Origin of the sequence: Klebsiella aerogenes, from assembly GCA_029027985.1 — a bacterium.
Classification (GTDB): domain Bacteria; phylum Pseudomonadota; class Gammaproteobacteria; order Enterobacterales; family Enterobacteriaceae; genus Klebsiella; species Klebsiella aerogenes_A.
In genome coordinates this window covers 2,153,913-2,173,728 of record CP119076.1, presented here as the reverse complement: position 1 = coordinate 2,173,728, position 19,816 = coordinate 2,153,913, and the positions used below count along the sequence as shown (strand labels likewise).

Annotated in this window: 18 protein-coding genes; 3 read left to right on the top strand and 15 right to left on the bottom strand. The window is 58.7% G+C overall.

Annotated elements, in window-relative coordinates; translation table 11 throughout:
* Window positions 1-27: 27 nt before the first annotated feature.
* Window positions 28-1,419 carry a GntP family permease gene (locus PYR66_10370; protein ID WEF30059.1) on the top strand — a complete coding sequence of 464 codons (1,392 nt, stop codon included), beginning with the start codon at window positions 28-30 and terminating at the stop codon, window positions 1,417-1,419.
* 23 nt (window positions 1,420-1,442) lie between these two features.
* A complete protein-coding gene (locus PYR66_10365; protein WEF30058.1) occupies window positions 1,443-2,213 on the top strand; it encodes a 3-hydroxybutyrate dehydrogenase in 771 nt (256 codons plus the stop codon).
* A 958-nt stretch (window positions 2,214-3,171) separates the two neighbouring features.
* On the opposite strand, the gene ccmI is transcribed toward PYR66_10365, so the two are convergent.
* From ccmI to PYR66_10290, 15 genes are all read right to left on the bottom strand, one after another.
* Window positions 3,172-4,014 (bottom strand): c-type cytochrome biogenesis protein CcmI, encoded by an 843-nt coding sequence (ccmI, locus tag PYR66_10360; protein WEF30057.1) that lies wholly within the window; start codon window positions 4,012-4,014, stop codon window positions 3,172-3,174.
* The gene (locus tag PYR66_10355) at window positions 4,011-4,457 is read right to left on the bottom strand and encodes a cytochrome c-type biogenesis protein CcmH (GenBank protein WEF30414.1); all 447 of its coding nucleotides are present in this window, start codon (window positions 4,455-4,457) and stop codon (window positions 4,011-4,013) included. Before PYR66_10355 ends, ccmI begins: the two co-directional genes overlap by 4 nt.
* Before the next feature lie 8 nt (window positions 4,458-4,465).
* Entirely contained in the window at window positions 4,466-5,023 is a 558-nt protein-coding gene (locus tag PYR66_10350; GenBank protein ID WEF30056.1) for a DsbE family thiol:disulfide interchange protein, read from the bottom strand.
* Window positions 5,020-6,972 carry a heme lyase CcmF/NrfE family subunit gene (locus PYR66_10345; GenBank protein WEF30055.1) on the bottom strand — a complete coding sequence of 651 codons (1,953 nt, stop codon included), beginning with the start codon at window positions 6,970-6,972 and terminating at the stop codon, window positions 5,020-5,022. Before PYR66_10345 ends, PYR66_10350 begins: the two co-directional genes overlap by 4 nt.
* Entirely contained in the window at window positions 6,969-7,427 is a 459-nt protein-coding gene (gene ccmE, locus PYR66_10340; protein WEF30054.1) for a cytochrome c maturation protein CcmE, read from the bottom strand. Before ccmE ends, PYR66_10345 begins: the two co-directional genes overlap by 4 nt.
* Entirely contained in the window at window positions 7,411-7,641 is a 231-nt protein-coding gene (ccmD, locus tag PYR66_10335) for a heme exporter protein CcmD (protein WEF30053.1), read from the bottom strand. The genes ccmE and ccmD overlap by 17 nt, the downstream gene beginning before the upstream one ends.
* Entirely contained in the window at window positions 7,638-8,375 is a 738-nt protein-coding gene (locus PYR66_10330) for a heme ABC transporter permease (protein WEF30052.1), read from the bottom strand. Before PYR66_10330 ends, ccmD begins: the two co-directional genes overlap by 4 nt.
* 49 nt (window positions 8,376-8,424) lie before the next feature.
* Complete coding sequence (gene ccmB, locus PYR66_10325) at window positions 8,425-9,084, bottom strand: heme exporter protein CcmB (protein WEF30051.1); 660 nt, start codon at window positions 9,082-9,084, stop codon at window positions 8,425-8,427.
* The gene (gene ccmA, locus PYR66_10320; GenBank protein ID WEF30050.1) at window positions 9,081-9,704 is read right to left on the bottom strand and encodes a cytochrome c biogenesis heme-transporting ATPase CcmA; all 624 of its coding nucleotides are present in this window, start codon (window positions 9,702-9,704) and stop codon (window positions 9,081-9,083) included. The genes ccmB and ccmA overlap by 4 nt, the downstream gene beginning before the upstream one ends.
* Before the next feature lie 83 nt (window positions 9,705-9,787).
* The gene (locus PYR66_10315; GenBank protein WEF30049.1) at window positions 9,788-11,131 is read right to left on the bottom strand and encodes a cytochrome c; all 1,344 of its coding nucleotides are present in this window, start codon (window positions 11,129-11,131) and stop codon (window positions 9,788-9,790) included.
* A gap of 10 nt (window positions 11,132-11,141) precedes the next feature.
* Window positions 11,142-12,926 carry a GMC family oxidoreductase gene (locus PYR66_10310; protein WEF30048.1) on the bottom strand — a complete coding sequence of 595 codons (1,785 nt, stop codon included), beginning with the start codon at window positions 12,924-12,926 and terminating at the stop codon, window positions 11,142-11,144.
* 2 nt (window positions 12,927-12,928) lie between these two features.
* Window positions 12,929-13,666 (bottom strand): gluconate 2-dehydrogenase subunit 3 family protein, encoded by a 738-nt coding sequence (locus PYR66_10305; GenBank protein ID WEF30413.1) that lies wholly within the window; start codon window positions 13,664-13,666, stop codon window positions 12,929-12,931.
* Window positions 13,667-14,239: 573 nt separating this feature from the next.
* Window positions 14,240-15,310 (bottom strand): ABC transporter ATP-binding protein, encoded by a 1,071-nt coding sequence (locus PYR66_10300; protein ID WEF30047.1) that lies wholly within the window; start codon window positions 15,308-15,310, stop codon window positions 14,240-14,242.
* Window positions 15,303-17,072 (bottom strand): iron ABC transporter permease, encoded by a 1,770-nt coding sequence (locus PYR66_10295; protein WEF30412.1) that lies wholly within the window; start codon window positions 17,070-17,072, stop codon window positions 15,303-15,305. Before PYR66_10295 ends, PYR66_10300 begins: the two co-directional genes overlap by 8 nt.
* 153 nt (window positions 17,073-17,225) lie before the next feature.
* Window positions 17,226-18,314, bottom strand: coding sequence for an ABC transporter substrate-binding protein (locus PYR66_10290; GenBank protein WEF30046.1), 1,089 nt, complete (start codon window positions 18,312-18,314; stop codon window positions 17,226-17,228).
* 293 nt (window positions 18,315-18,607) lie between these two features.
* Here PYR66_10290 and PYR66_10285 point away from each other — a divergent pair, with 293 nt between their 5' ends.
* Window positions 18,608-19,699, top strand: coding sequence for a malate/lactate/ureidoglycolate dehydrogenase (locus PYR66_10285; GenBank protein ID WEF30045.1), 1,092 nt, complete (start codon window positions 18,608-18,610; stop codon window positions 19,697-19,699).
* Window positions 19,700-19,816: the final 117 nt, after the last annotated feature.

The window sequence follows — 19,816 nt, the reverse complement described above, 5'->3', positions numbered from 1 at the left end:
CAATAACAATGATAGTGAGGAGTCGTAATGAGTGTGTTGATTGCCCTGGCCGCGCTGGCATTACTGATGCTGGCGGCGTACCGTGGATACAGCGTTATCCTTTTTGCCCCTATCGCCGCGCTTGGCGCGGTCTTGCTCACCGACCCGAGCGCGGTCGGCCCTACCTTTACTGGCCTGTTTATGGAAAAAATGGTCGGTTTTGTGAAGCTCTATTTCCCGGTGTTTCTGCTGGGCGCCGTCTTCGGCAAGCTGATTGAGCTATCCGGCTTCTCGCGCGCGATCGTCGCCGCCGCCATACGTATTCTCGGGCGACGGCATGCTATCCCGGTGATCGTACTGGTGTGCGCCCTGCTGACCTACGGCGGCGTATCGCTGTTCGTGGTCGCCTTTGCGGTCTATCCCTTTGCCGCCGAGCTGTTTCGCCAGAGCGGCATTCCAAAACGGCTTATCCCGGCAACCGTCGCGCTGGGCGCGTTCTCATTTACCATGGATGCCCTGCCCGGTACGCCGCAGATCCAGAACATTATCCCGACCAGCTTTTTCGGCACCAACGCCTGGGCCGCGCCCTGGCTGGGGCTGATTGGCTCGCTGTTTATCATCACCTTCGGTTTACTGTGGCTGGAGCGTCAGCGCCGTAAAGCGCAGGCTCATGGCGAAGGCTACGGCACCGATCTGCAAAATGAACCGGAGACGCCGGATAACATTAACCTGCCGCATCCGCTGATCGCCATTGCCCCGTTGCTGCTGGTTGGCGTGCTGAATCTCCTGTTTACCCGTTGGATCCCGCAGTGGTACGGCGCAAGCCATGAGCTGACCCTACCAGGGCTGGCGAAACCGATTGTGACTGAAGTCGGCAAAATCACCGCAATCTGGGCGGTGGAAGCGGCGCTGCTTTCCGGCATCATCGTGGTGTTGGTGTTTGGTTTTCGCAATATTCGCGGGCGGCTGGCGGAAGGCAGCCGTACGGCGGTCAGCGGGGCGATCCTCGCGGCGATGAACACCGCCTCGGAATACGGTTTCGGCGCGGTGATCGCCGCTCTGCCGGGTTTCCTGGTGTTGTCCAAAGCGCTGACCGCAATTCCCAATCCGCTGTTAAACGAAGCAATTAGCGTCACCGTACTGGCCGGGATCACCGGTTCCGCTTCCGGCGGGATGAGCATCGCGCTGGGCGCGATGTCCGATACCTTCATTGCCACCGCCCACGCCGCCAATATTCCGCTCGAAGTGCTGCACCGCGTCGCCTCGATGGCCAGCGGCGGCATGGACACCCTACCGCACAACGGCGCGGTGATCACCCTGCTGGCGATCACCGGTTTAAGCCATCGCCAGGCCTATGGCGGCATCTTCGCGATTACGGTGATCAAAAGCCTTGCGGTCCTGTTTGTCATTGCCGTGTTCTATTTAACCGGCATTGTTTAACCCATTATGTCAGGAGTAAACAAATGAATCTGAACGGTAAAACGGCGCTGGTCACCGGCTCCACCAGCGGAATTGGCTTAGGCATCGCCAAAGTGCTGGCGCAGGCTGGCGCACAGCTGGTGCTCAACGGCTTCGGCGACAGTAACAACGCCCGCGCCGAAGTCGCCGCGCTGGGCAAAGTCCCCGGCTATCACGATGCCGACCTGCGCGATGTCGGGCAGATTGAAGCGATGATGCGCTACGCCGAAAGCGAGTTTGGCGGCGTCGATATTGTGATTAATAACGCGGGTATCCAGCATGTCGCCCCGGTGGAGCAGTTCGCGGTGGAAAAGTGGAATGATATTCTGGCGATTAACCTGTCCAGCGTGTTCCATACCAGCCGCCTGGCGCTGCCGGGCATGCGCGATCGCAACTGGGGGCGCATTATTAACATTGCCTCCGTGCATGGTCTGGTGGCCTCGAAAGAGAAATCGGCCTACGTCGCCGCCAAACATGGCGTCATCGGTTTTAGCAAAACGCTGGCGCTGGAGACCGCACGCACCGGCATTACCTGTAACGCAATCTGCCCAGGCTGGGTGCTCACGCCGCTGGTGCAACAGCAGATCGATAAGCGCATTGCTGACGGGGCCGATCCGGAGCAGGCCAGAGAGCAATTGCTGGCAGAAAAACAACCTTCCGGTGAATTCGTGACCCCGCAGCAGTTGGGCGAAATGGCGCTGTTCTTGTGCAGCGACGCCGCCGCCCAGGTCCGCGGCGCGGCATGGAATATGGACGGCGGCTGGGTGGCGCAGTAAATCTCTCCCGCGCGGGTGAGACTGCCGGTTTGTCGGGTGGCGGCTAACGCCTTACCCGACCTACATGTCGCGCCATTTGTTACCCCGTAGCCCTGCTAAGCGCAGCGCAGGCAGGGGAAATCCCGGTGGGGCCGTTATTCTGTCGGGTGGCGCTACGCTTACCCGACCTACATGTCGTGCCATTTGTTATCCCGTAGCCCTGCTAAGCGCAGCGCAGGCAGGGGAAATCCCGGCGGAGCCGTTATTCTGTCGGGTGGCGCTACGCTTACCCGACCTACATTTTGCGCCATTTGTTATCCCGTAGCCCTGCTAAGCGCAGCGCAGGCAGGGGAAATCCCGGTGAGGCCGTTATTCTGTCGGGTGGCGCTACGCTTACCCGACCTACACGCCGCGACATTTGTTACCCCGTAGCCCTGCCAAGCGCAGCGCAGGCAGGGGAAATCCCGGCGGGTCGTTATTCTGTCGGGTGGCGCTACGCCTTATCCGGCCTACATGTCGCGCCATTTGTCATCCCGTAGCCCTGCTAAGCGCAGCGCAGGCAGGGAAAATCCCGGCGGGGCCGTTATTCTGTCGGGTGGCGCTACGCTTACCCGACCTACATGTCGCGCCATTTGTTACCCGTAGCCCTGCCAGGCGCAGCGCAGGCAGGGGAAATCCCTGTGGGGCCGTTATTCTGTCGGGTGGCGCTACGCTTACCCGACCTACATGCCGCGTCATTTGTTACCCCGTAGCCCTGCCAGGCGCAGCGCAGGCAGGGGAAATCCCGGCGGGGCCGTTATTCTGTCGGGTGGCGCTACGCTTACCCGACCTACATGTCGCGCCATTTGTTACCCCGTAGCCCTGCCAGGCGCAGCGCAGGCAGGGGAAATCCCGGCGGGGCCGTTAGTTATTCTGTCGGGTGGCGCTACGCTTACCCGACCTACATGTCGCGCCATTTGTCATCCCGTAGCCCTGCCATTTACTGCGCTTGCTGTTGCGCCTGCGCCAGCTGGCGGGCAATCGCCTGACGGCGCGCATCGCCCTCCGGCAGCAGGACCAGCAATTGCTGCAGCGCCACAACCGCCTGCGGATAATCTTCATTGCGCACCGCGCTGAGCGCCAGCATCTCCAGCACCGGCAGGCTCTTCGGCTGCCGCTGATGTAAATCGCGCAGCAGCAGTTCGCCCATTCGCATTTGACCATTATCACCCGCCCGCACCAGCGCGCTGGCGTAATCGAAAGTCGCCGCTGGGTCATCCGCCGCCAACGCGTGCGCGCGGCCAAAGGCGCCGATCGCCGTGTCGCCATCGTTCAGCAACAGACCCAACCGCCCGAGCAGCTGCCAGCCGACGAGATCGTCGGGATGATCCTGCAGATGACTACGCAGCCCCAGACGCAGCTGAGCCAATTCATCCATACGCAACGGCGGCGCCGTCGGGTCCTTTACCTGCTGCAAGAGCGCGGGATAGTTCCGTTCGGCCTGCTGCCACAACAACACCTGGCCAAAATCACTGGTTTTAAGGTAAATACCGATGCTCAATAACGCCAGCAGCAGCGCGCCCGGCAACAGCGCCCAGCGGCTTAACGGACGAGCGCTCTGCTGACCGCCCGGCGGAATATCCGCCAGCAGCGTGCGCTGCAGTTCGACGACCATCGCCTCATTCCCATCGGCGCGCTCCTGCTCAAGCTCGCGCAGCCGCGACTGATACAGCGCGCGGTTAAGGGTATCGCGGTCCACCGCCCCGTTGCCCTGCCATGGGAAATAGAGCAGCGCCAGCGCGCCAATCAACAGCAGTGCGGCGATAACGACAAAGAGACTCATCGTTCGTTTCCTTCTTTTAGTAATGCTGCCAGCCGCTGGCGCTCTTCGTCACTGAGCGCGGCATCGAGGCTTCCACGACGTCGCGAGCGGGCGATTAACAGCCCAATCCCGGCCACGACGAACAGTCCCGGCCCCAGCCACAGTAGAATGGTTCCCGCCGTCACCGGCGGCTCATAGCTGACAAAATTACCGTAGCGCGCCACCATATAATCGACGATCTGCGCTTTGCTTTGGCCCTGCTGCATCAGCTCGTAAACCTTCAGCCGCATATCGGCGGCAATCATCGCATTGGAGTCGGCGATGCTGTTGTTCTGGCACTTCGGGCAACGCAGCTGCGAGGTAATATCGCGGAATGCCTGCTCCTGCGCTTCATCTTTAAACTGCCAGGCGTCGATAGCGGCCCATGCCTGGCTGGTCAGGATCAGCGCCAACAGCGCAACGATCGAGCGCTTCATGAGGCTGACTCCCGGCTGTACTTTTCCCACAGCGGCTGGAGCTGCTCGCGCCACACCCGCGGGTTTAAGTCGCCCGCATGACGCCAGCGAATAATCCCCTGACCATCGATCAGAAAGGTCTCCGGCGCGCCATAGACGCCGAGATCCAACCCCAGCATGCCATTACCGTCAAACAGGCTCAGCGTATAAGGATTGCCGAGGCTGTCCAGCCAGTTCACCGCCTTCTGCCGGTCATCTTTATAGTTCATCCCGACCACCCGCACGCCCTGTTGCGCCAGCCCTCTGAGGAACTGATGTTCCGCACGGCAGGTTGGACACCAGGTCGCCCAGACGTTCAGCAACAGCGGCTTGCCGCTGATGAGTACCGAACGATCGTAGATTTTGCCGGGAGCGTTAAGCGCCTCAAGACGAAATTCTGGTACCGGTTTGCCAATCAACGCCGACTCCAGGGTCGTGGGATCGTCGCCATCGGCATTACGCATCAATTGCCAGAACAGCGCGATCGCCAACGCCAGAAACAGCGCCAGCGGGATAAAGAGCAGTTTACGGTTCATTGCGCCTCCTGCAGCTTTTTACGCATCCGATAGAGCGGGTCGAGCATGCAGCACAGACCGCCCAGCGCCATCAGTACGCCGCCATACCAGATCCAGCGGACGAAGGGTTTGTAATACAAACGCACCGCCCAACTGCCGTCTTTCAGTTCTTCGCCCAACGCGGCGTACAAATCGCGGGTTAACCCGCCGCTGATTGCCGCTTCGGTCATCATCATCCGGCTGGCGGTATAAAAACGCTTTTCCGCGTACAGCGTCGCCTCCGGGCGGCCGTTGCGGGTGACGGCGATAATACCTTCGCCGCCGGTCCAGTTCGGGCCAACAATGTTACGCACACCGTTAAACACAAAGTGGTAATGGTGAATATCAATGCTATCGCCAGGCTGCATACGCACGTCGCGTTCGACGCTGTAGTTCTGGCTGAAGGTGATGCCGATGACGGTTACCGCCACGCCAACGTGACCGAGCACCATCCCCCACTGGCTGCGCGATAGCGTGCGCAAACCGCGCCAGAAGCCGTGGCGATGCGTTGCCCGTTCGTGGATTTCAATCAACGCGAAGATAAGCACCCACAGCGCCATCATCAGGCCAATCACCGCCATCGCCGTGATGCGATCCTGCAGCAACCAGGGCAGCGCCAGAGAAAGTGACAACGTCACCAACAAAGATATCGCCAGCCGCTTAAGCTGTTTGCCCGGTTCATCGCGTCGCCAGCGAATCAGCGGCCCCAGCCCCAGCAGTAGCGCAAACGGCGCCATCAACGCCGTGAACATGGTGTTGAAGAACGGTTCGCCGATCGAAATGCTGCCAAGTCCCAGCTCTTTATGCACCAGCGGCAGCAGCGTGCCGAGCAGCACGACCAGCATTGCGGCGATCAGCAGAATATTATTACCAAGCAGGAACGACTCGCGCGACCACAGCGAATGCTCAACTCGCGCCCGCACTCGCCCGCCTTTCAGGGCATACAGCAGCAGCGAACCGCCAATAGCGATGGTCAGCAGCGCAAGAATAAACAGCCCGCGCGACGGGTCGGACGCAAATGAATGCACCGAGACTAGCACCCCGGAACGCACCAGGAAGGTTCCAAGCAGACACAGGGAGAACGCGGCAATCGCCAACAGCACCGTCCAGGCGCGGAAGCTGCCGCGCTTCTCGGTCACCGCCAGCGAATGCAGTAACGCCGTGCCGACCAGCCACGGCATAAACGAGGCGTTTTCCACCGGATCCCAGAACCACCAGCCGCCCCAGCCCAGCTCGTAATAGGCCCATGCCGAGCCCAGCACAATGCCGAGCGTAAGGAACATCCATGCCGCCTGGGTCCAGGGACGCGACCAGCGCGCCCAGGCGGTATCCAGACGCCCCGCCAGCAGAGAGGCAATGGCAAAGGCGAAGGCCACCGAAAACCCGACATAACCCATATAGAGGATCGGCGGATGGAAAATCATGCCGATATCCTGCAGCAACGGATTAAGGTCGCGACCGTCAATCGGATACAGCGGCAGACTGCGGCTGAACGGGTTAGAGGTGAAAAGAATAAACAACAGGAAGCCGAAGGCGATCATCCCCATCACCGCCAGCACCCGCGCGACGGCATCAAGCGGCATCCGACGGCTGAATAACGCGACGGCAAAGGTCCAGACGCTGAGCAGCAGCACCCACAGCAGTAATGACCCCTCGTGCGCGCCCCAGGTCGCCGCGACCCGATACCACACCGGTAGCGCGCTGTTGGAGTTTTCCGCCACATAACGCACGGTAAAATCGTTAACCACAAAAGCCTGCACCAGCACAAGAAACGCGCCGACAATACAGGCAAACAACGCGCAGGCCAGCGGACGGGCCAACGCCATTAGCCGCCGGTCCTGCCGCGCCGCGCCCCACAGCGGATAGACGCTGAGCAACAGCGCCAACCCCGCCGCCAGGCACAGCAGATAATTCCCCAGTTCCGGCATCATGGCTGCGCCCCTTGTGTCTCAGGCTTCATGGCGTTTTTCACTTCTGGCGGCGTGTAATTTTCGTCATGCTTCGCCAGCACCTGCTGAGCAGTGATATGGCGTTCACCGTCCAGCACGCCCTGCGCCACCACGCCCTGACCTTCGCGGAACAGGTCCGGCAGGATGCCTTTATAGCTCACATCAACCACACCGCGAGCGTCATACAGCTTAAACCGAACGTCGAGGGTTTGCGGGTCTCGCTGTACGGATCCCGGCTGTACGTATCCACCAACCCGCAGGCGCTGGCCGGGATGCGGCAGCGCCTGGGTTTCGGTTTTCCCATAGATAATTTCGCCCGGGGTATAAAACAGATCGATGTTGCTGCTCAGCGCGTACAGCGTCAGGCTGATGGTCAGCCCGAGTCCGGCGAGCACCGCCAGCACGATATACAGACGGGTTTTACGACGCGCTTGCATCCGCGGCCTCCTTTTCACGACGGCGAGCGGCATCGATACGCCGCTCGCGGGCCTGCTGGCGTCGCACATCATTAAACACCGCCCGCCGCGCCCACAGCGTGTGGACGGTCAGCAAACCAAACGCGGCGACTGCAACCGCAACCGCCAACCAGACATAAAACGCGTAGCCGCCCATCGTCAGGAAGGCGGCAAAGGAAGAAAACGCGGGGCTCATTTGGCGGCTCCTTTATTCACCAGCGCAACCACCCACGGCCGACGGCGCTCCTGTTGCAGGATCAGATTACGCAGGCGCATCAGCGTCAGCGTCGCGGCCAGCGCGAGGAAACCGAAAATACAAATCCGCAACGGCAAGCGCATGCTCGGGTCGATGGATTGCTGCATATTGGTCGAGCCCTGATGCAGGGTATTCCACCAGAATACCGAATAATGAATGATGGGCAGATTAACCACGCCGACCAGCACGAGGATCCCGGCGGCCCGTCCGGCCAGCCGACGATCGTCAAAGGCGTGCCACAGCGCGATGATACCGGCGTAGAGAAATAGCAGGACCAGCTCCGATGTCAATCGGGCATCCCAAATCCACCAGGTTCCCCACATCGGCTTACCCCATGCCGCGCCGCTCACCAGCGCCACGAAGGTGCAAACCGCGCCGACCGGCGCCAGCGCGGCAATGGCCAGGTCGGCCATTTTAACCTGCCAGACCAGGCCGACGAATGCGGCGATCGCCATTGAAAAATAGAGCCCCATCGACCACATCGCCGCCGGGACGTGAAGATACATGATCCGGTAGCTCTCCCCCTGCTGATAGTCGGCGGGAGCGAAACCAAAGCCCCATCCCAACCCGATAATCAGCAGCAGCGCGCTTAACGCCGCCAGCCACGGGATCCAGCGACCGCACAGACCGTATAGCCGTTCAGGTATCGCCAGTTGATGTAACGCTTTCCACATAGACGCTTACTCACACTGTTATTATGACCGCGCCCGCAGGCGCAGCGGATTATTGCACCGTCAGCCGCAGAGCGGCGGCGGTGGCGAACGGGCATAACGTGGCGCTGGCGGTTAAAAACGCCGCCAGAATCGCCAGATACCCCGTCACCGGCAACCCGGCCGCGGCGGCCTGGGTTGCGGCAGTGGCGAAAATCAATAGCGGCACCGCCAACGGCAGCACCAGCAGGCTCAACAGAACGCCGCCGCGCTTAAGGCCCACCGTCAGGCCAACCCCCACCGCGCCGAGAAAACTCAGCGTAGGCGTGCCCAGCAATAGCGTCAGCGCTAGCACCCCGGCGTCGTGGGCGCTCATCCCCAACAACAATGCCGCCAGCGGGGAGAGGATCAACAGCGGCAGACCGCTCATCATCCAATGGGCGACGACTTTAACCAGCACCACTGCCACCAGCGGCGTCGGCAGCAACATAAGCTGTTCCAGCGATCCGTCCTGCCAGTCATCGCGGAACAGTCGATCCATCACCAACAGCGCCGCCAGCAGCGCGGCAACCCACACCACGCCAGGCGCGATCTGCGCCAACAGTTGCGGATCGGCACCGACGCCGAACGGAAACAGCGTAATAACAATCAGGAAGAACCACAGCGGATTAAGGATCTCCGCGCCATTACGCCATGCCAGACGCAGTTCACGACTAAACAGCGCCCGCATCATCGGCAGGTCTCCGTTTCACCGCGTAGACGCAAGGTTCGCAGCGGACAGCTCAGCGGGCGCAGCGGTTGGTGGGTGGTGAGAATCACGCCGCCGCCGCGCAGCGCATGCTGCTCCAGACGGCGGGTCAGGGTTTCTATGGCTGTGGCATCCAGCGCAGTGAAAGGCTCATCGAGGATCCACAGCGGCGCCTCGGTCAGCCACAGGCGAGTCAGCGCCACCCGCCGCTGCTGCCCGGCGGAGAGCTGGCTTAAGGGGATATCTTCATAGCCGACAAGGCCGACGGCGGCAAGCGCCGCCTCCCGCGCCTGAGCGCTGCTGGCCGGGAAAAAGAAACGCAGGTTTTCATCGGCGGTCAACGCCGCTTTCACACCGGGTTTATGACCCAGCCACAGCAACTGCTGATGAAAACAATCCCGTACCTTCGCCAGCGGCTGGCCCTGCCAGCGCACTACGCCGCTTTCCGGGCGCGCCAGGCCGCACAGGATCCGCAACAGCGACGTTTTACCCGCGCCGTTGTCACCGGCGACCTGCAACAGTTCGCCGGAAGAAAGGGTTAACGTCAGATGCTGAAATAGCAGCCGATCGTCAAAGATGCAGGTCAGTCGCTCTGCATGCAGCATTAAGGCAAACTCCTTGATTCAGACAGCGTTTTACGTCATCGATAAGTATGGGTTGCGCCGCGTTGGCAGCGCAACCCTGACGATTACTGTCCGGAGGTCGGCAGTTTCGAGACGTCGGCGCTACCTAACGCTTTCTCGTCGCGAACGATCGACTTGTCCTTACGTACTTTCGCCACATCGCTGGCGCTCACCGGCGGCGCGTTGTTCCCCCAGCTGGTGCGGATGAAATTGACCACATCCGCCACCTGCTGATCGTCCAGACGCCAGCCGAATGACGGCATGGTCAGGTTGGAGACCGCCCCTTTCACTGCAGGCGTGGTACTGCCGGTCAGAATGATGTGGATAAGCGAGGTCGCGTCCTCCGTCTGCACTACCGGGTTGCCTTCCAGCGACGGGAAGGCACGCTTATAACCGACGCCGTCGGTACGGTGGCAGGCCGCGCAGTTATCGACGTACAGCGCCGCGCCGGTTTTGCTGTCATCGCCCTTCCACAGATCTTTAGCCACGCTATCTTCTACCGGCGCTGCTGCCTGTTTGCCCCCACGCGGCGGCAGCGACTTCAGATAGCGGGCAATCGCGGTGATATCGTCGTCAGAAAGATACTGCAGGCTGTGCTCAACCACATCACTCATGCCGCCGAAGACCACCGATTTATCATTACGCCCGGTTTTCAGGAACTCGGCCAGTTCGGCTTCGCTCCAGCTGCCCAGGCCGTCGCGGTTTTCGCCGCGCAGGCTGGAAGCGACCCAGCCGTCAATCGGCGCATTGCTGCCCGCCAGGTAATCATCGCCTTCGCTTTCGCTGAGCGCTTTTTCCTGCATGGTCAGGCTACGCGGGGTATGACAAGCACCGCAGTGACCGAGCCCTTCCACCAGATAACGTCCGCGCTCAAGCACCGGATCAACCTGCGGGTTGACGACAAAGTCACTCGGCGTCGGCGCGAAGATGCCGCGCCAGAACGCCAGCGGCCAACGCATCGACAGCGGCCACGGAATATCCGTGTCTTTGTTGGCGACATTGACCGGTTCCACACCGTGCATAAAGTAGGCGTACATCGCGCGCATATCCGCTTCGCTGATACGGGCGAAGGACGGATACGGCATCGCCGGATACAACGTAGAGCCGTCTTTACGCACGCCTTTACGTACCGCATCGTCAAACTCTTCGAAGGTATAACCGCCAATACCCTGTTCTTTATCCGGCGTAATATTCGTGGAATAGATGGTGCCGATCGGCGTTTCCATCGGCAGGCCGCCGGCAAAAGGTTTCCCTTCTTTGCCGTTAGTGTGACAGGCGACGCAGTCCCCGGCGCGCGCCAGATACTCGCCCTGCTTAATCAAATTACTGTCCGCGGGCGCCTCTTCGGCCCACGCCGCACAGCTTAACGCACCGAGCACCAGTGCCGATAACCATTGCATTTTCATCATTTGCCTTCCCTTATGCCTGCACCAATGGACCCGGATTTCTCAGGTACTGCTCGCGGATAGCCTTCGCCGACCAGTAGGCCAACGCGGCGACCGTGCCGGTCGGGTTGTAGCCCAGCCCCTGCGGGAAGGCGGAAGCGCCGATCACGAAGACGTTATGCACGTCCCAGCTTTGCAGATAACGGTTCACTGCGCTGGTTTTCGGATCCTCACCCATCACCGCGCCGCCGTTCATGTGGGTGGTCTGGTAGCTGGTGGTGTCAAAGTGGCTGTTGGCGTTTTTCGGGCTGCCGAGCATATATTTCGGCTTCATCGCTTTGGCGATCGGCGCCATCTTATCGAACATAAACTGCGCCATCTTGATGTCGTTTTCCTGCCAGTCGAAAGTCATTCGCAGCAGCGGCTGGCCAAAGACGTTTTTGTAATTCGGGTCGAGATCGAGATAGTTCTGACGATAGGACTGATGCGCGCCGTGGGCATCCATCGACAGGTGATGGGTATAGGTATCGGCAACCGCCGATTTCCATTTGCTGCCCCACGCCGGAGTACCTGGCGGCACCGGCAGACCGGAGATCGGTTTGGTCCCGGCCTGGTTGACCCAGAACGGCGAACCGCCGACGAAGCCCGCCGCGCCGTGGTCGAAGTTGTCGGCGTTGAAATCATCGACGCCGACGCCATTACCGCCCGCGCCGATGAACGGATTGGTAATGGTGTCTTTATCGAATATGGCCTTGATAGTGGTCATGTTCTGATAGGCGAAGTTACGCCCAACCACCCCTTCGCCGGTTTCAGGATTATAAGGTTTGCCAATGCCGGAAAGCAGCATCAGATGTACGTTGTGGAACTGGAAAGCGCCGATAATCACCAGATCCGCCGGTTGCTCCATTTCACGCCCCTGGCCGTCGACGTAGGTCACGCCGGTCGCGCGCGTTTTGTCATCGGTCAGGTTCACCTTCAGCACGTTGGCGTTGGTGCGCAGCTCAAAGCGTTTTTCCTGACGCAACGCCGGCAGGATGTTGACGTTCGGCGAGGCTTTGGAATACATGTAACAGGCGTAGCCGCTGCAGAAACCGCAGAAGTTACAGGGCCCCATCTGTGCGCCATACGGGTTGGTATAGGAATCAGAGGTGTTTGCCGACGGCAGGTTATACGGGTGATAACCGACTTCCAGCGCCGCTTTTTCAAACAGCTGCGCCGACCAGGTGTTTTTCTGCGCCGGTAACGGGAAATCACTTGAACGGTCCGGCGCGAAGGCATTGCCGCCGCGGCCTTTACCGACGACCTGTCCTTTGACGGACCAGGCGGTACCCGAGGTGCCGAACACTTTTTCCGCTTTATCGAAGAACGGCTCCAGTTCGTCGTAGGTCACCCCGAAATCCTGGATGATCATATCCTGCGGGATAAAGTTTTTACCATAGCGCTCTTCGTAATGGCTGCGCATCCGCAGTTCGATCGGGTCGACGCGGAAATGCACGCCGGACCAGTGCAGCCCCGCGCCGCCAACGCCGGTCCCCGGCAGGAAGGCAGCCAACTGGCGGTACGGTACCGCCTGCTGGCTGGTGTTGTGACGAATGGTCACGGTGCTTTTCGACAAGTCCTGGAACAGTTTACGGCGGATGTTATAGGTCAGCTCATCAATCACCTGCGGATAAGCGCCGTCCGGCCAGGTATCGCGCATCGGGCCGCGCTCCAGCGCCACCACGTTGAGCCCTGCTTCGGTCAGCTCTTTGGCCATGATTGCGCCAACCCAGCCGAAGCCGACAATCGCGACATCGGTTTTTTTCAATACAGTTGCCATAGTTACGCCCTCTCCCCATTAATTGATACCGGCGGGAAGGGGTAGCGTTCGCCCCGTTCAACCCAATCCATAAAGTCGGCGCGCGCGCCGGGAAAATTAATCAGCGTCCAGCCGACCATGCCTTTGTTGCCGCCATGGATCGGGTCGCTGAAGAACCCTTCGCGGGTGTTTTGCAGCAGATAGGAGAAGAACAGCGAAGCGGGCAGCTGTTTGAACTGCGCCTTGCCGGATTCCCACTGGCCGAGCGCCTCGTCCTGCTGTTCGCTACTCAACTCAGCAAAGGTCTTGTGATACTGGTTGTGACACCACTCTTCGGCATCGGCGATCCCGAGGTTGTAAATCTGTTTTGGCACCAGCGGCAGCTGATAGCCCATCTCTTTTGGCACGTCCGGGTTGAAAGGTCCCTGCATGTACCAGATAGAACCGGTGGCATAAGGCGTATTGAGCTGGCGGTCGATAAACTCCGGCACGCCGGCCTCTTTCGCACCGGGACCGAGTTCATCCGCCGGGATTAAGCGAGCGACGGCGGCGTTAATAAACACCCACTCACGATCGTTAAAGAATTGCGGTTTCCAGTCACTGGCCGCCGCATCGCTCCCGGAAGCGGCCTGCGCGGGCGCGCTGGCGGCAACGCCGATGGCCCCTACGCTACCGCTGCCGATAACTACCGTTGGGATCAAGGCCATTGATTTTACTAAAAAATCACGCCTTGAATTGTTGGTTTTCTCGCTCGACATAATCACATTCCTGTCAATTTAAATTACTGTTTTTGTAGGTTACAAGCCCAGCAAAGTCCGTTCTGGAACCGATACCATTTAATCACCGCAACAGCGGACCGTCTGGCTCGGGCCAACAAGTCATACAAAAATCGCCAATAGCGATAAAATTTATAAGGTTATCGTTTGGATATTAGACGATTCTCAACGCAACGCGGGAAAATGGCGCAAAAATTCACCTTCCTGCCACGATGAAAATGGGTATTTAATAATCCGAGTGCGGTAAGTCATGTGGAATTAACGCGTTTTTGGGTCTCACCAATACGTCAAAAAAGAGTGACTTGTATCACAAATGTTATTTTTTGTTTATGGTACATGGCAGATTAAGCACCTGTAAATACTCGCTTCCGCAATAATTAAACAATTCGAGCTGTTAAATTAATTAGTTACGGTTGTTAATTAGTTCTCTGCCTACCCTTTCCACTCTTTGACGACACGGTTATGTCGTACCGATATTCCCGCATTCGCCGCTTTTGTGATTGCGCCAGACGGACACAACATCGAAGCCGTGTGCCATCTGGCGCAATAATCAGCCGTTTATCGCGGCAGGAAAATCCACACATCGTCCGCCGGGAACGTCAGATGGCAGTGTTCAGCATCGCGCAACGTCGTGCCGTAAGCACGAATTGCGAAATCATCGCCCTGGGTGCGGAACAGATATTCCCAACGGTCGCCGAGATACATACTGGTCAGTAACGGCAGCGCCAGGCTGTTATCCTGCGGTGAGCCGTCAAGACGCACGCGTTCGACACGGATCACCGCCGTTGCCGGTTGGCCGACGCTGACCCCCTCGCCCGCACGTCCCCACAGCGCCCAACTGGCTCCTTCCACCCGCGCTCGCCCATTTTCCAACGCCGTGACCTTACCGTTCAGGCGATTATTACTCCCCATAAACTCAGCGGCAAAGAGCGTGGCCGGATTGCCGTACATCTCCTGCGGCGTCCCCTGTTGCTCGATCACTCCGTTATTGAGCAGCAGAATGCGATCGGATATCGCCATCGCTTCGTTCTGATCATGGGTCACCATCAGCGCCGACAGCCCCAGTTTGATAATGAGCTCACGCAGGAACACCCGCGCCTCTTCGCGCAGCTTGGCGTCAAGGTTGGAAAGGGGTTCATCCAGCAGGATAACCGGCGGGTTGTAGACCAGCGCCCGGCCGATCGCCACGCGCTGCTGCTGACCGCCGGAGAGCTGATGTGGGTGCCGATTGCCCAGATGTCCCAGCCCCAGTTGGTCCAGCACGCTCTGCACCCGCTGTTTAATCTCGCCGCTGGCTACCTTGCGCAGCTTCAGCGGATAAGCCACGTTGTCGAACACCGTTTTATGCGGCCACAGGGCGTAGGACTGGAACACCAGCCCCAGGTTGCGCTCTTCCGCCGGGATTTCGCTGCGCGGAGTGCCGTCGTAGACGACGCTGTTGCCGATGGTGATCCGCCCGGCAGTTGGTTTTTCCAGGCCAGCGACGGCGCGCAGCAGCGTTGTTTTTCCGCTACCGGAAGGCCCGAGCAGTGATACCACCTCCCCGCGCTTAAGCTCCATCGACACCCCTTTCAGCACCGGGTTATCGCCGTACTTCAGATGCAAGTTGTCTACCGATAATTCAATCATGTAATTTCACTCCAAAGCGCAGGGCGATCCCCAGACCCACCACGACCAGCAGAATATTGATAAATGACAGCGCCGCGACGATATCAATCGCGCCTGCGGCCCACAGCGATACCAGCATCGAGCCGATTGTCTCGGTTCCCGGCGAGAGCAGATAAACGCCGGTTGAATACTCGCGTTCAAAGATCAGGAACATCAGCAACCAGGAGCCGATAAGCCCGTAGCGCGATAGCGGTACCGTGACATGACGGGTGATTTGCCCGCGGGACGCGCCGGTGCTGCGCGCCGCCTCTTCCAGCTCTGGCGCCACCTGCAGCAGCGTTGACGAGATAAGGCGCAGACCATAGGCCATCCATACCACCGTATAGGCCAACCAGACGCTGAAAATGGTGTTGCGCAGCGCGCGCAGCTGAACGATGAGGTGTTCGCGCAGCCAGTCGGCGACCGGCAGCGCCGACAGCCAGCCATTTTTCAGCGACTGGTCAAGCCACATCGGCAGGAACAGGAACACCCACAGGAAGGCCAGGCCGGCCAGCAGACCCGGCACCGCCCGCGGCACCAGCACGCTGTAATCAAGAAAGCGCGTCACGTTATCCGGTTTGCGGTGCATAGCGATACCCACGAACAGGTAGCAGACCACGGCCAGCGCGCCGCCGATAATACCGATCGCCATCGAGTTAACGATGGCCCGCAGCAGGTTTGGCTGCTGCCAGATGTTGTGGAACGTCGCCAGCGACAACTCATCCCATACCGACACGCCGACGCCCCAGTTGGAGATAAAGGCCCGCAGCGCCACGCCGAGCAGCGGTACGCCAATCGTGACCGTCAGCCACGCCACCACCACCGTGCCCGCCACCCAGCGCCATTTCCCCAGCGGCAAGGCGCGCGATTGCGAGGCTTTACCTTTCATCGTCACAAAGCGGTTAGCGGTACGCATCAGTCGGCGCTGCAACATCACCAGCGGAATGGTAATGCAGATCAGCACCACCGCCACCGCCGCCATCAGATGATACGACGGCGTCCCCAGTTTATTGGTGAGCTTGTAGAGATAGGTCGCCAGCACCATGTTGCCTTCCGGATCGCCGAGCACCAGCATCAGGCCAAAGACTTCCAGGCCGAGGAAGAACAACAACACGCAGGCGTAGAGGATCGACGGACGCACCATCGGCAGGCTGACCGAGGTCATCACCTGCAGCGGCGTGGCGCCGACGGTACGCGCGGCCTCTTCCACGTCGGAACCGACGCTGCGTAACGCTGAAGATATGTAGAGATAGGCGTGCGGGACGTGCGTTAAGCCGGCGATAATCACGATGCTGAACATCGAGTAGATATTCCACGGCACAAAGCCCAGCCATTCCTGCGCCCACTGCGACAGAAAACCGACCGGCCCGGCGGCCACCACATAACCAAAGCCAAGGACCATCGGCGAGACAAAAATCGGCACCAGGATCAGCGGCTCAATAAAGCGTCTGCCGGGTAAATCCGTGCGGACCATTAAAAAGGCCAGAATGCCGCCCAGTGGAATGGCTATCACCACCAGGCCAAAGGCGAGAATAAAGCCAGAGCGTAATGCCAGATAAAAATCCGGGTCGGTAAAAATAAAACCGAAGGCTTCGAGACTCCACTCTTTCGAGTGGGCGAAAAAAGGCGCAGAGAGAAAACTTTGCACCACGATAAATAACAGCGGGACGTAAATAACCAGTGCCGTTATCAATACCACTATGCCGCGCGGTAGCCCCTGCCACTTTCTGCGTAATGTGTTCATCATTAATTCCCTTGGCTAAATGCAGAGATAAACCATACAAGGAGAGAAAAATGGTGCGTATTTCCTGAACCATCAATAATTCATGGTTCAGCGAAGGTGATGGTTGTCTTCCCCTGGAAAGGTTCCAGGGGAGTTTTCAGATGCTAAATACGTTTATTTCCCAGCGGCTGTGCGCCATTGTTTAATAAATTCCAGACGCTGTTTTGGCTGCAGATATTGCAACAAGCTTTCATCCACCGGGATCGGCTCCAGCGCCGCGCCAAGTAATTTCGTCATGCCATCGATATCGTTTTTACCTTCAATATCGTTACGAATGGACGGAATATCAGCCTGGGAAGCAAGAATGGTTTGCCCTTTTTCCGACAGGACATAATCAAACCACAGCTTCGCCGCATTCGGGTGACCGGCTTCGGCGGTAATAAATGAAACGCGAGACAGCACCAGCACGTAATCTTTCGGATAAGAAATGCCTAACGACGGGTCGGTTTTAGCCCGCGCTTCGGCATAAGAACCGAGGATGTTATAGCCGATCAGGTTTTCTCCGGAGGAGACACGCTCCATCATCGTGCCGGTGGATGACTGTACCGTCAGGCCGCCTTTGGCAATATTCGCCAGGTTGGCGAAATAATTTGCATCAGCTTTGCTATCCTGTACCGCCAGCATAAAGCCGAGCCCCGATTTTTCGATATCGTAGGTGGTGACTTTGCCTTTAAATTTATCGGCCTGCCCGGCGATAAGTTTGGCTAACGCCGTGTGTGAATCCGGAACGTCACTCTGTGGAATGAGCCGCTTATTATAGATAAAGACCACCGGTTCATAGGTGGTGCCGTAGGCTTTCTGCTGCCACACCGCCCATTTCGGTAGCTTGCCGATTTCCGGCGAGGCGTAGTCTTCAGCGTAATCGGTCGCTAATTTCAGCGCCGTGTCCATTGAAGAACTCCACACCACGTCGCCGCTGCCGCCACCTGCGGCCTGTTCACTAATATAACGGTTGTACAGTTCGGTACTGTTCATATCGTTATATTCGACTTTAATCCCAGGATATTGTGCTTCAAAGCCCTTAATTAACGGCCCTGCCGCTTTGGTGTCTGTTGTGGAATAAACCACGACTTTGCCCTCTTTTACCCCGGCATCCACCACTTTTTGATAATCTGCCGGGTAGCCCTGAGGCACCTCCGCCAACGCGGAGTATGAGAAGACTGTCGTCAGTGAAACCACTAAACCACCGATTTTCTTATACATAAAATCAACCCTTAAGCATCAATAATTAAACACAAATTTAACATATAATGCTGTAACACCCTCTGCAACGCTGGGGTTTGTTTTTTTATGGCTTTTGTGACAGTGGCGTAATTTAAAAAAGTAGCGTTTATGGAGTTTATTCACGACCCAGTCAAAACAGCGAGCGGTATCACATAATAAACAGCAACTCCGGGCGGAATATATTCCCATCGCACCTTGATCTTCTGAGCCTGGCGGCGCAGCATGGAACCGCAAACGTAACAAAAAAACAACATATATCGAGGAGAACATCCGTGCCTACAGGACACTATTTTCGCCCCACGGAGCTGCACCACTTCGTTACCGCCCTGTTCACTCAGTTGGGCAGCACATCCACCGAAGCCGCGCTGGTCGCTGACCATCTGATCGCCGCAAACCTTGCCGGACACGACTCCCACGGTGTCGGCATGATCCCAAGCTACGTAAAATCTCATGCCGAAGGCTTTCTGCAGCTCAACCGCCACGCCAAGGTGATGAAAGACGCAGGCGCGGTCGTGACCCTCGACGGCAACGCCGGTTTCGGCCAGGTCGTCGCCCATGAAGCGATGCAGTTGGGGATTGAAAAAGCCAAACAGCACGGCATGGCGGCCATTGCGCTGCGCAACGCTCACCATATCGGGCGCATTGGCTACTGGGCGGAACAGTGCGCGGCGCAGGGATTAATCTCGATTCATTTTGTCAGCGTCGTCGGCGATCCGATGGTGGCGCCGTTTCGTGGCAAAGACAGCCGTTTCGGCACCAACCCGCTGTGCGTGGTCTTCCCGCGTGAAGGACACCCGCCGCTGCTGCTTGATTACGCCACCAGCGCCATCGCCTTTGGCAAAACCCGCGTCGCGTGGCATAAAGGCGAAGCGGTGCCAGCCGGTTCACTGATCGACTCCCGCGGCACGCCGACCACCGATCCTGCGGTGATGCAGACGTCGCCGCTTGGCGCCCTGCTCACCTTTGCCCAGCATAAGGGTTATGCCCTGGCGACGCTGTGTGAAGTGCTCGGCGGCGCGGTCTCCGGTGGGCAAACCACTCACCAGGCCAGCCTGCAGAGCTGCGTCGATGCCATCTTCAACTGCATGACCACGATTATTCTCAGCCCCGAGGCCTTCGACGCGCCGGATATGCAGCGCGAAACCGAGTCCTTTATCGACTGGTGCAAACAGTCGCCACACGATGAAGAGACGCCGATTCTGGCTCCCGGCGAGTGGGAAGCGGCGAACCGCCAGCAGCGGCTGGCCAACGGTATTCCACTGGATGCCAGCAGTTGGCAGGCTATCTGCACCGCCGCGCGCCAGGTGGGAATGTCGCAAGAAACATTGACCCGGTTGCAGCAGCAGATGGAAGTGAACGCATAATCCAACATCCCGCGTTATCGTCATTGATGTTAATGCCAGCACGTTTCCCCGTCCCGGGTCATTTCGCCTGGGTGGGGAAACGCTGGATATATTGAAAATTGCGATCGGGCAGCGAAC

Coding starts and splice junctions, on each gene's coding strand:
- PYR66_10330 (WEF30052.1), bottom strand. CDS start 8,375: ATGTGGAAAGCGTTACATCAACTGGCGATACCTGAACGGCTATACGGT.
- PYR66_10350 (WEF30056.1), bottom strand. CDS start 5,023: ATGAACCGTAAACTGCTCTTTATCCCGCTGGCGCTGTTTCTGGCGTTG.
- PYR66_10365 (WEF30058.1), top strand. CDS start 1,443: ATGAATCTGAACGGTAAAACGGCGCTGGTCACCGGCTCCACCAGCGGA.
- PYR66_10295 (WEF30412.1), bottom strand. CDS start 17,072: ATGAACACATTACGCAGAAAGTGGCAGGGGCTACCGCGCGGCATAGTG.
- PYR66_10315 (WEF30049.1), bottom strand. CDS start 11,131: ATGATGAAAATGCAATGGTTATCGGCACTGGTGCTCGGTGCGTTAAGC.
- PYR66_10345 (WEF30055.1), bottom strand. CDS start 6,972: ATGATGCCGGAACTGGGGAATTATCTGCTGTGCCTGGCGGCGGGGTTG.
- PYR66_10290 (WEF30046.1), bottom strand. CDS start 18,314: ATGTATAAGAAAATCGGTGGTTTAGTGGTTTCACTGACGACAGTCTTC.
- ccmA (WEF30050.1), bottom strand. CDS start 9,704: ATGCTGCATGCAGAGCGACTGACCTGCATCTTTGACGATCGGCTGCTA.
- ccmI (WEF30057.1), bottom strand. CDS start 4,014: ATGAGTCTCTTTGTCGTTATCGCCGCACTGCTGTTGATTGGCGCGCTG.
- ccmD (WEF30053.1), bottom strand. CDS start 7,641: ATGAGCCCCGCGTTTTCTTCCTTTGCCGCCTTCCTGACGATGGGCGGC.
- ccmE (WEF30054.1), bottom strand. CDS start 7,427: ATGCAAGCGCGTCGTAAAACCCGTCTGTATATCGTGCTGGCGGTGCTC.
- PYR66_10370 (WEF30059.1), top strand. CDS start 28: ATGAGTGTGTTGATTGCCCTGGCCGCGCTGGCATTACTGATGCTGGCG.
- ccmB (WEF30051.1), bottom strand. CDS start 9,084: ATGATGCGGGCGCTGTTTAGTCGTGAACTGCGTCTGGCATGGCGTAAT.
- PYR66_10310 (WEF30048.1), bottom strand. CDS start 12,926: ATGGCAACTGTATTGAAAAAAACCGATGTCGCGATTGTCGGCTTCGGC.
- PYR66_10300 (WEF30047.1), bottom strand. CDS start 15,310: ATGATTGAATTATCGGTAGACAACTTGCATCTGAAGTACGGCGATAAC.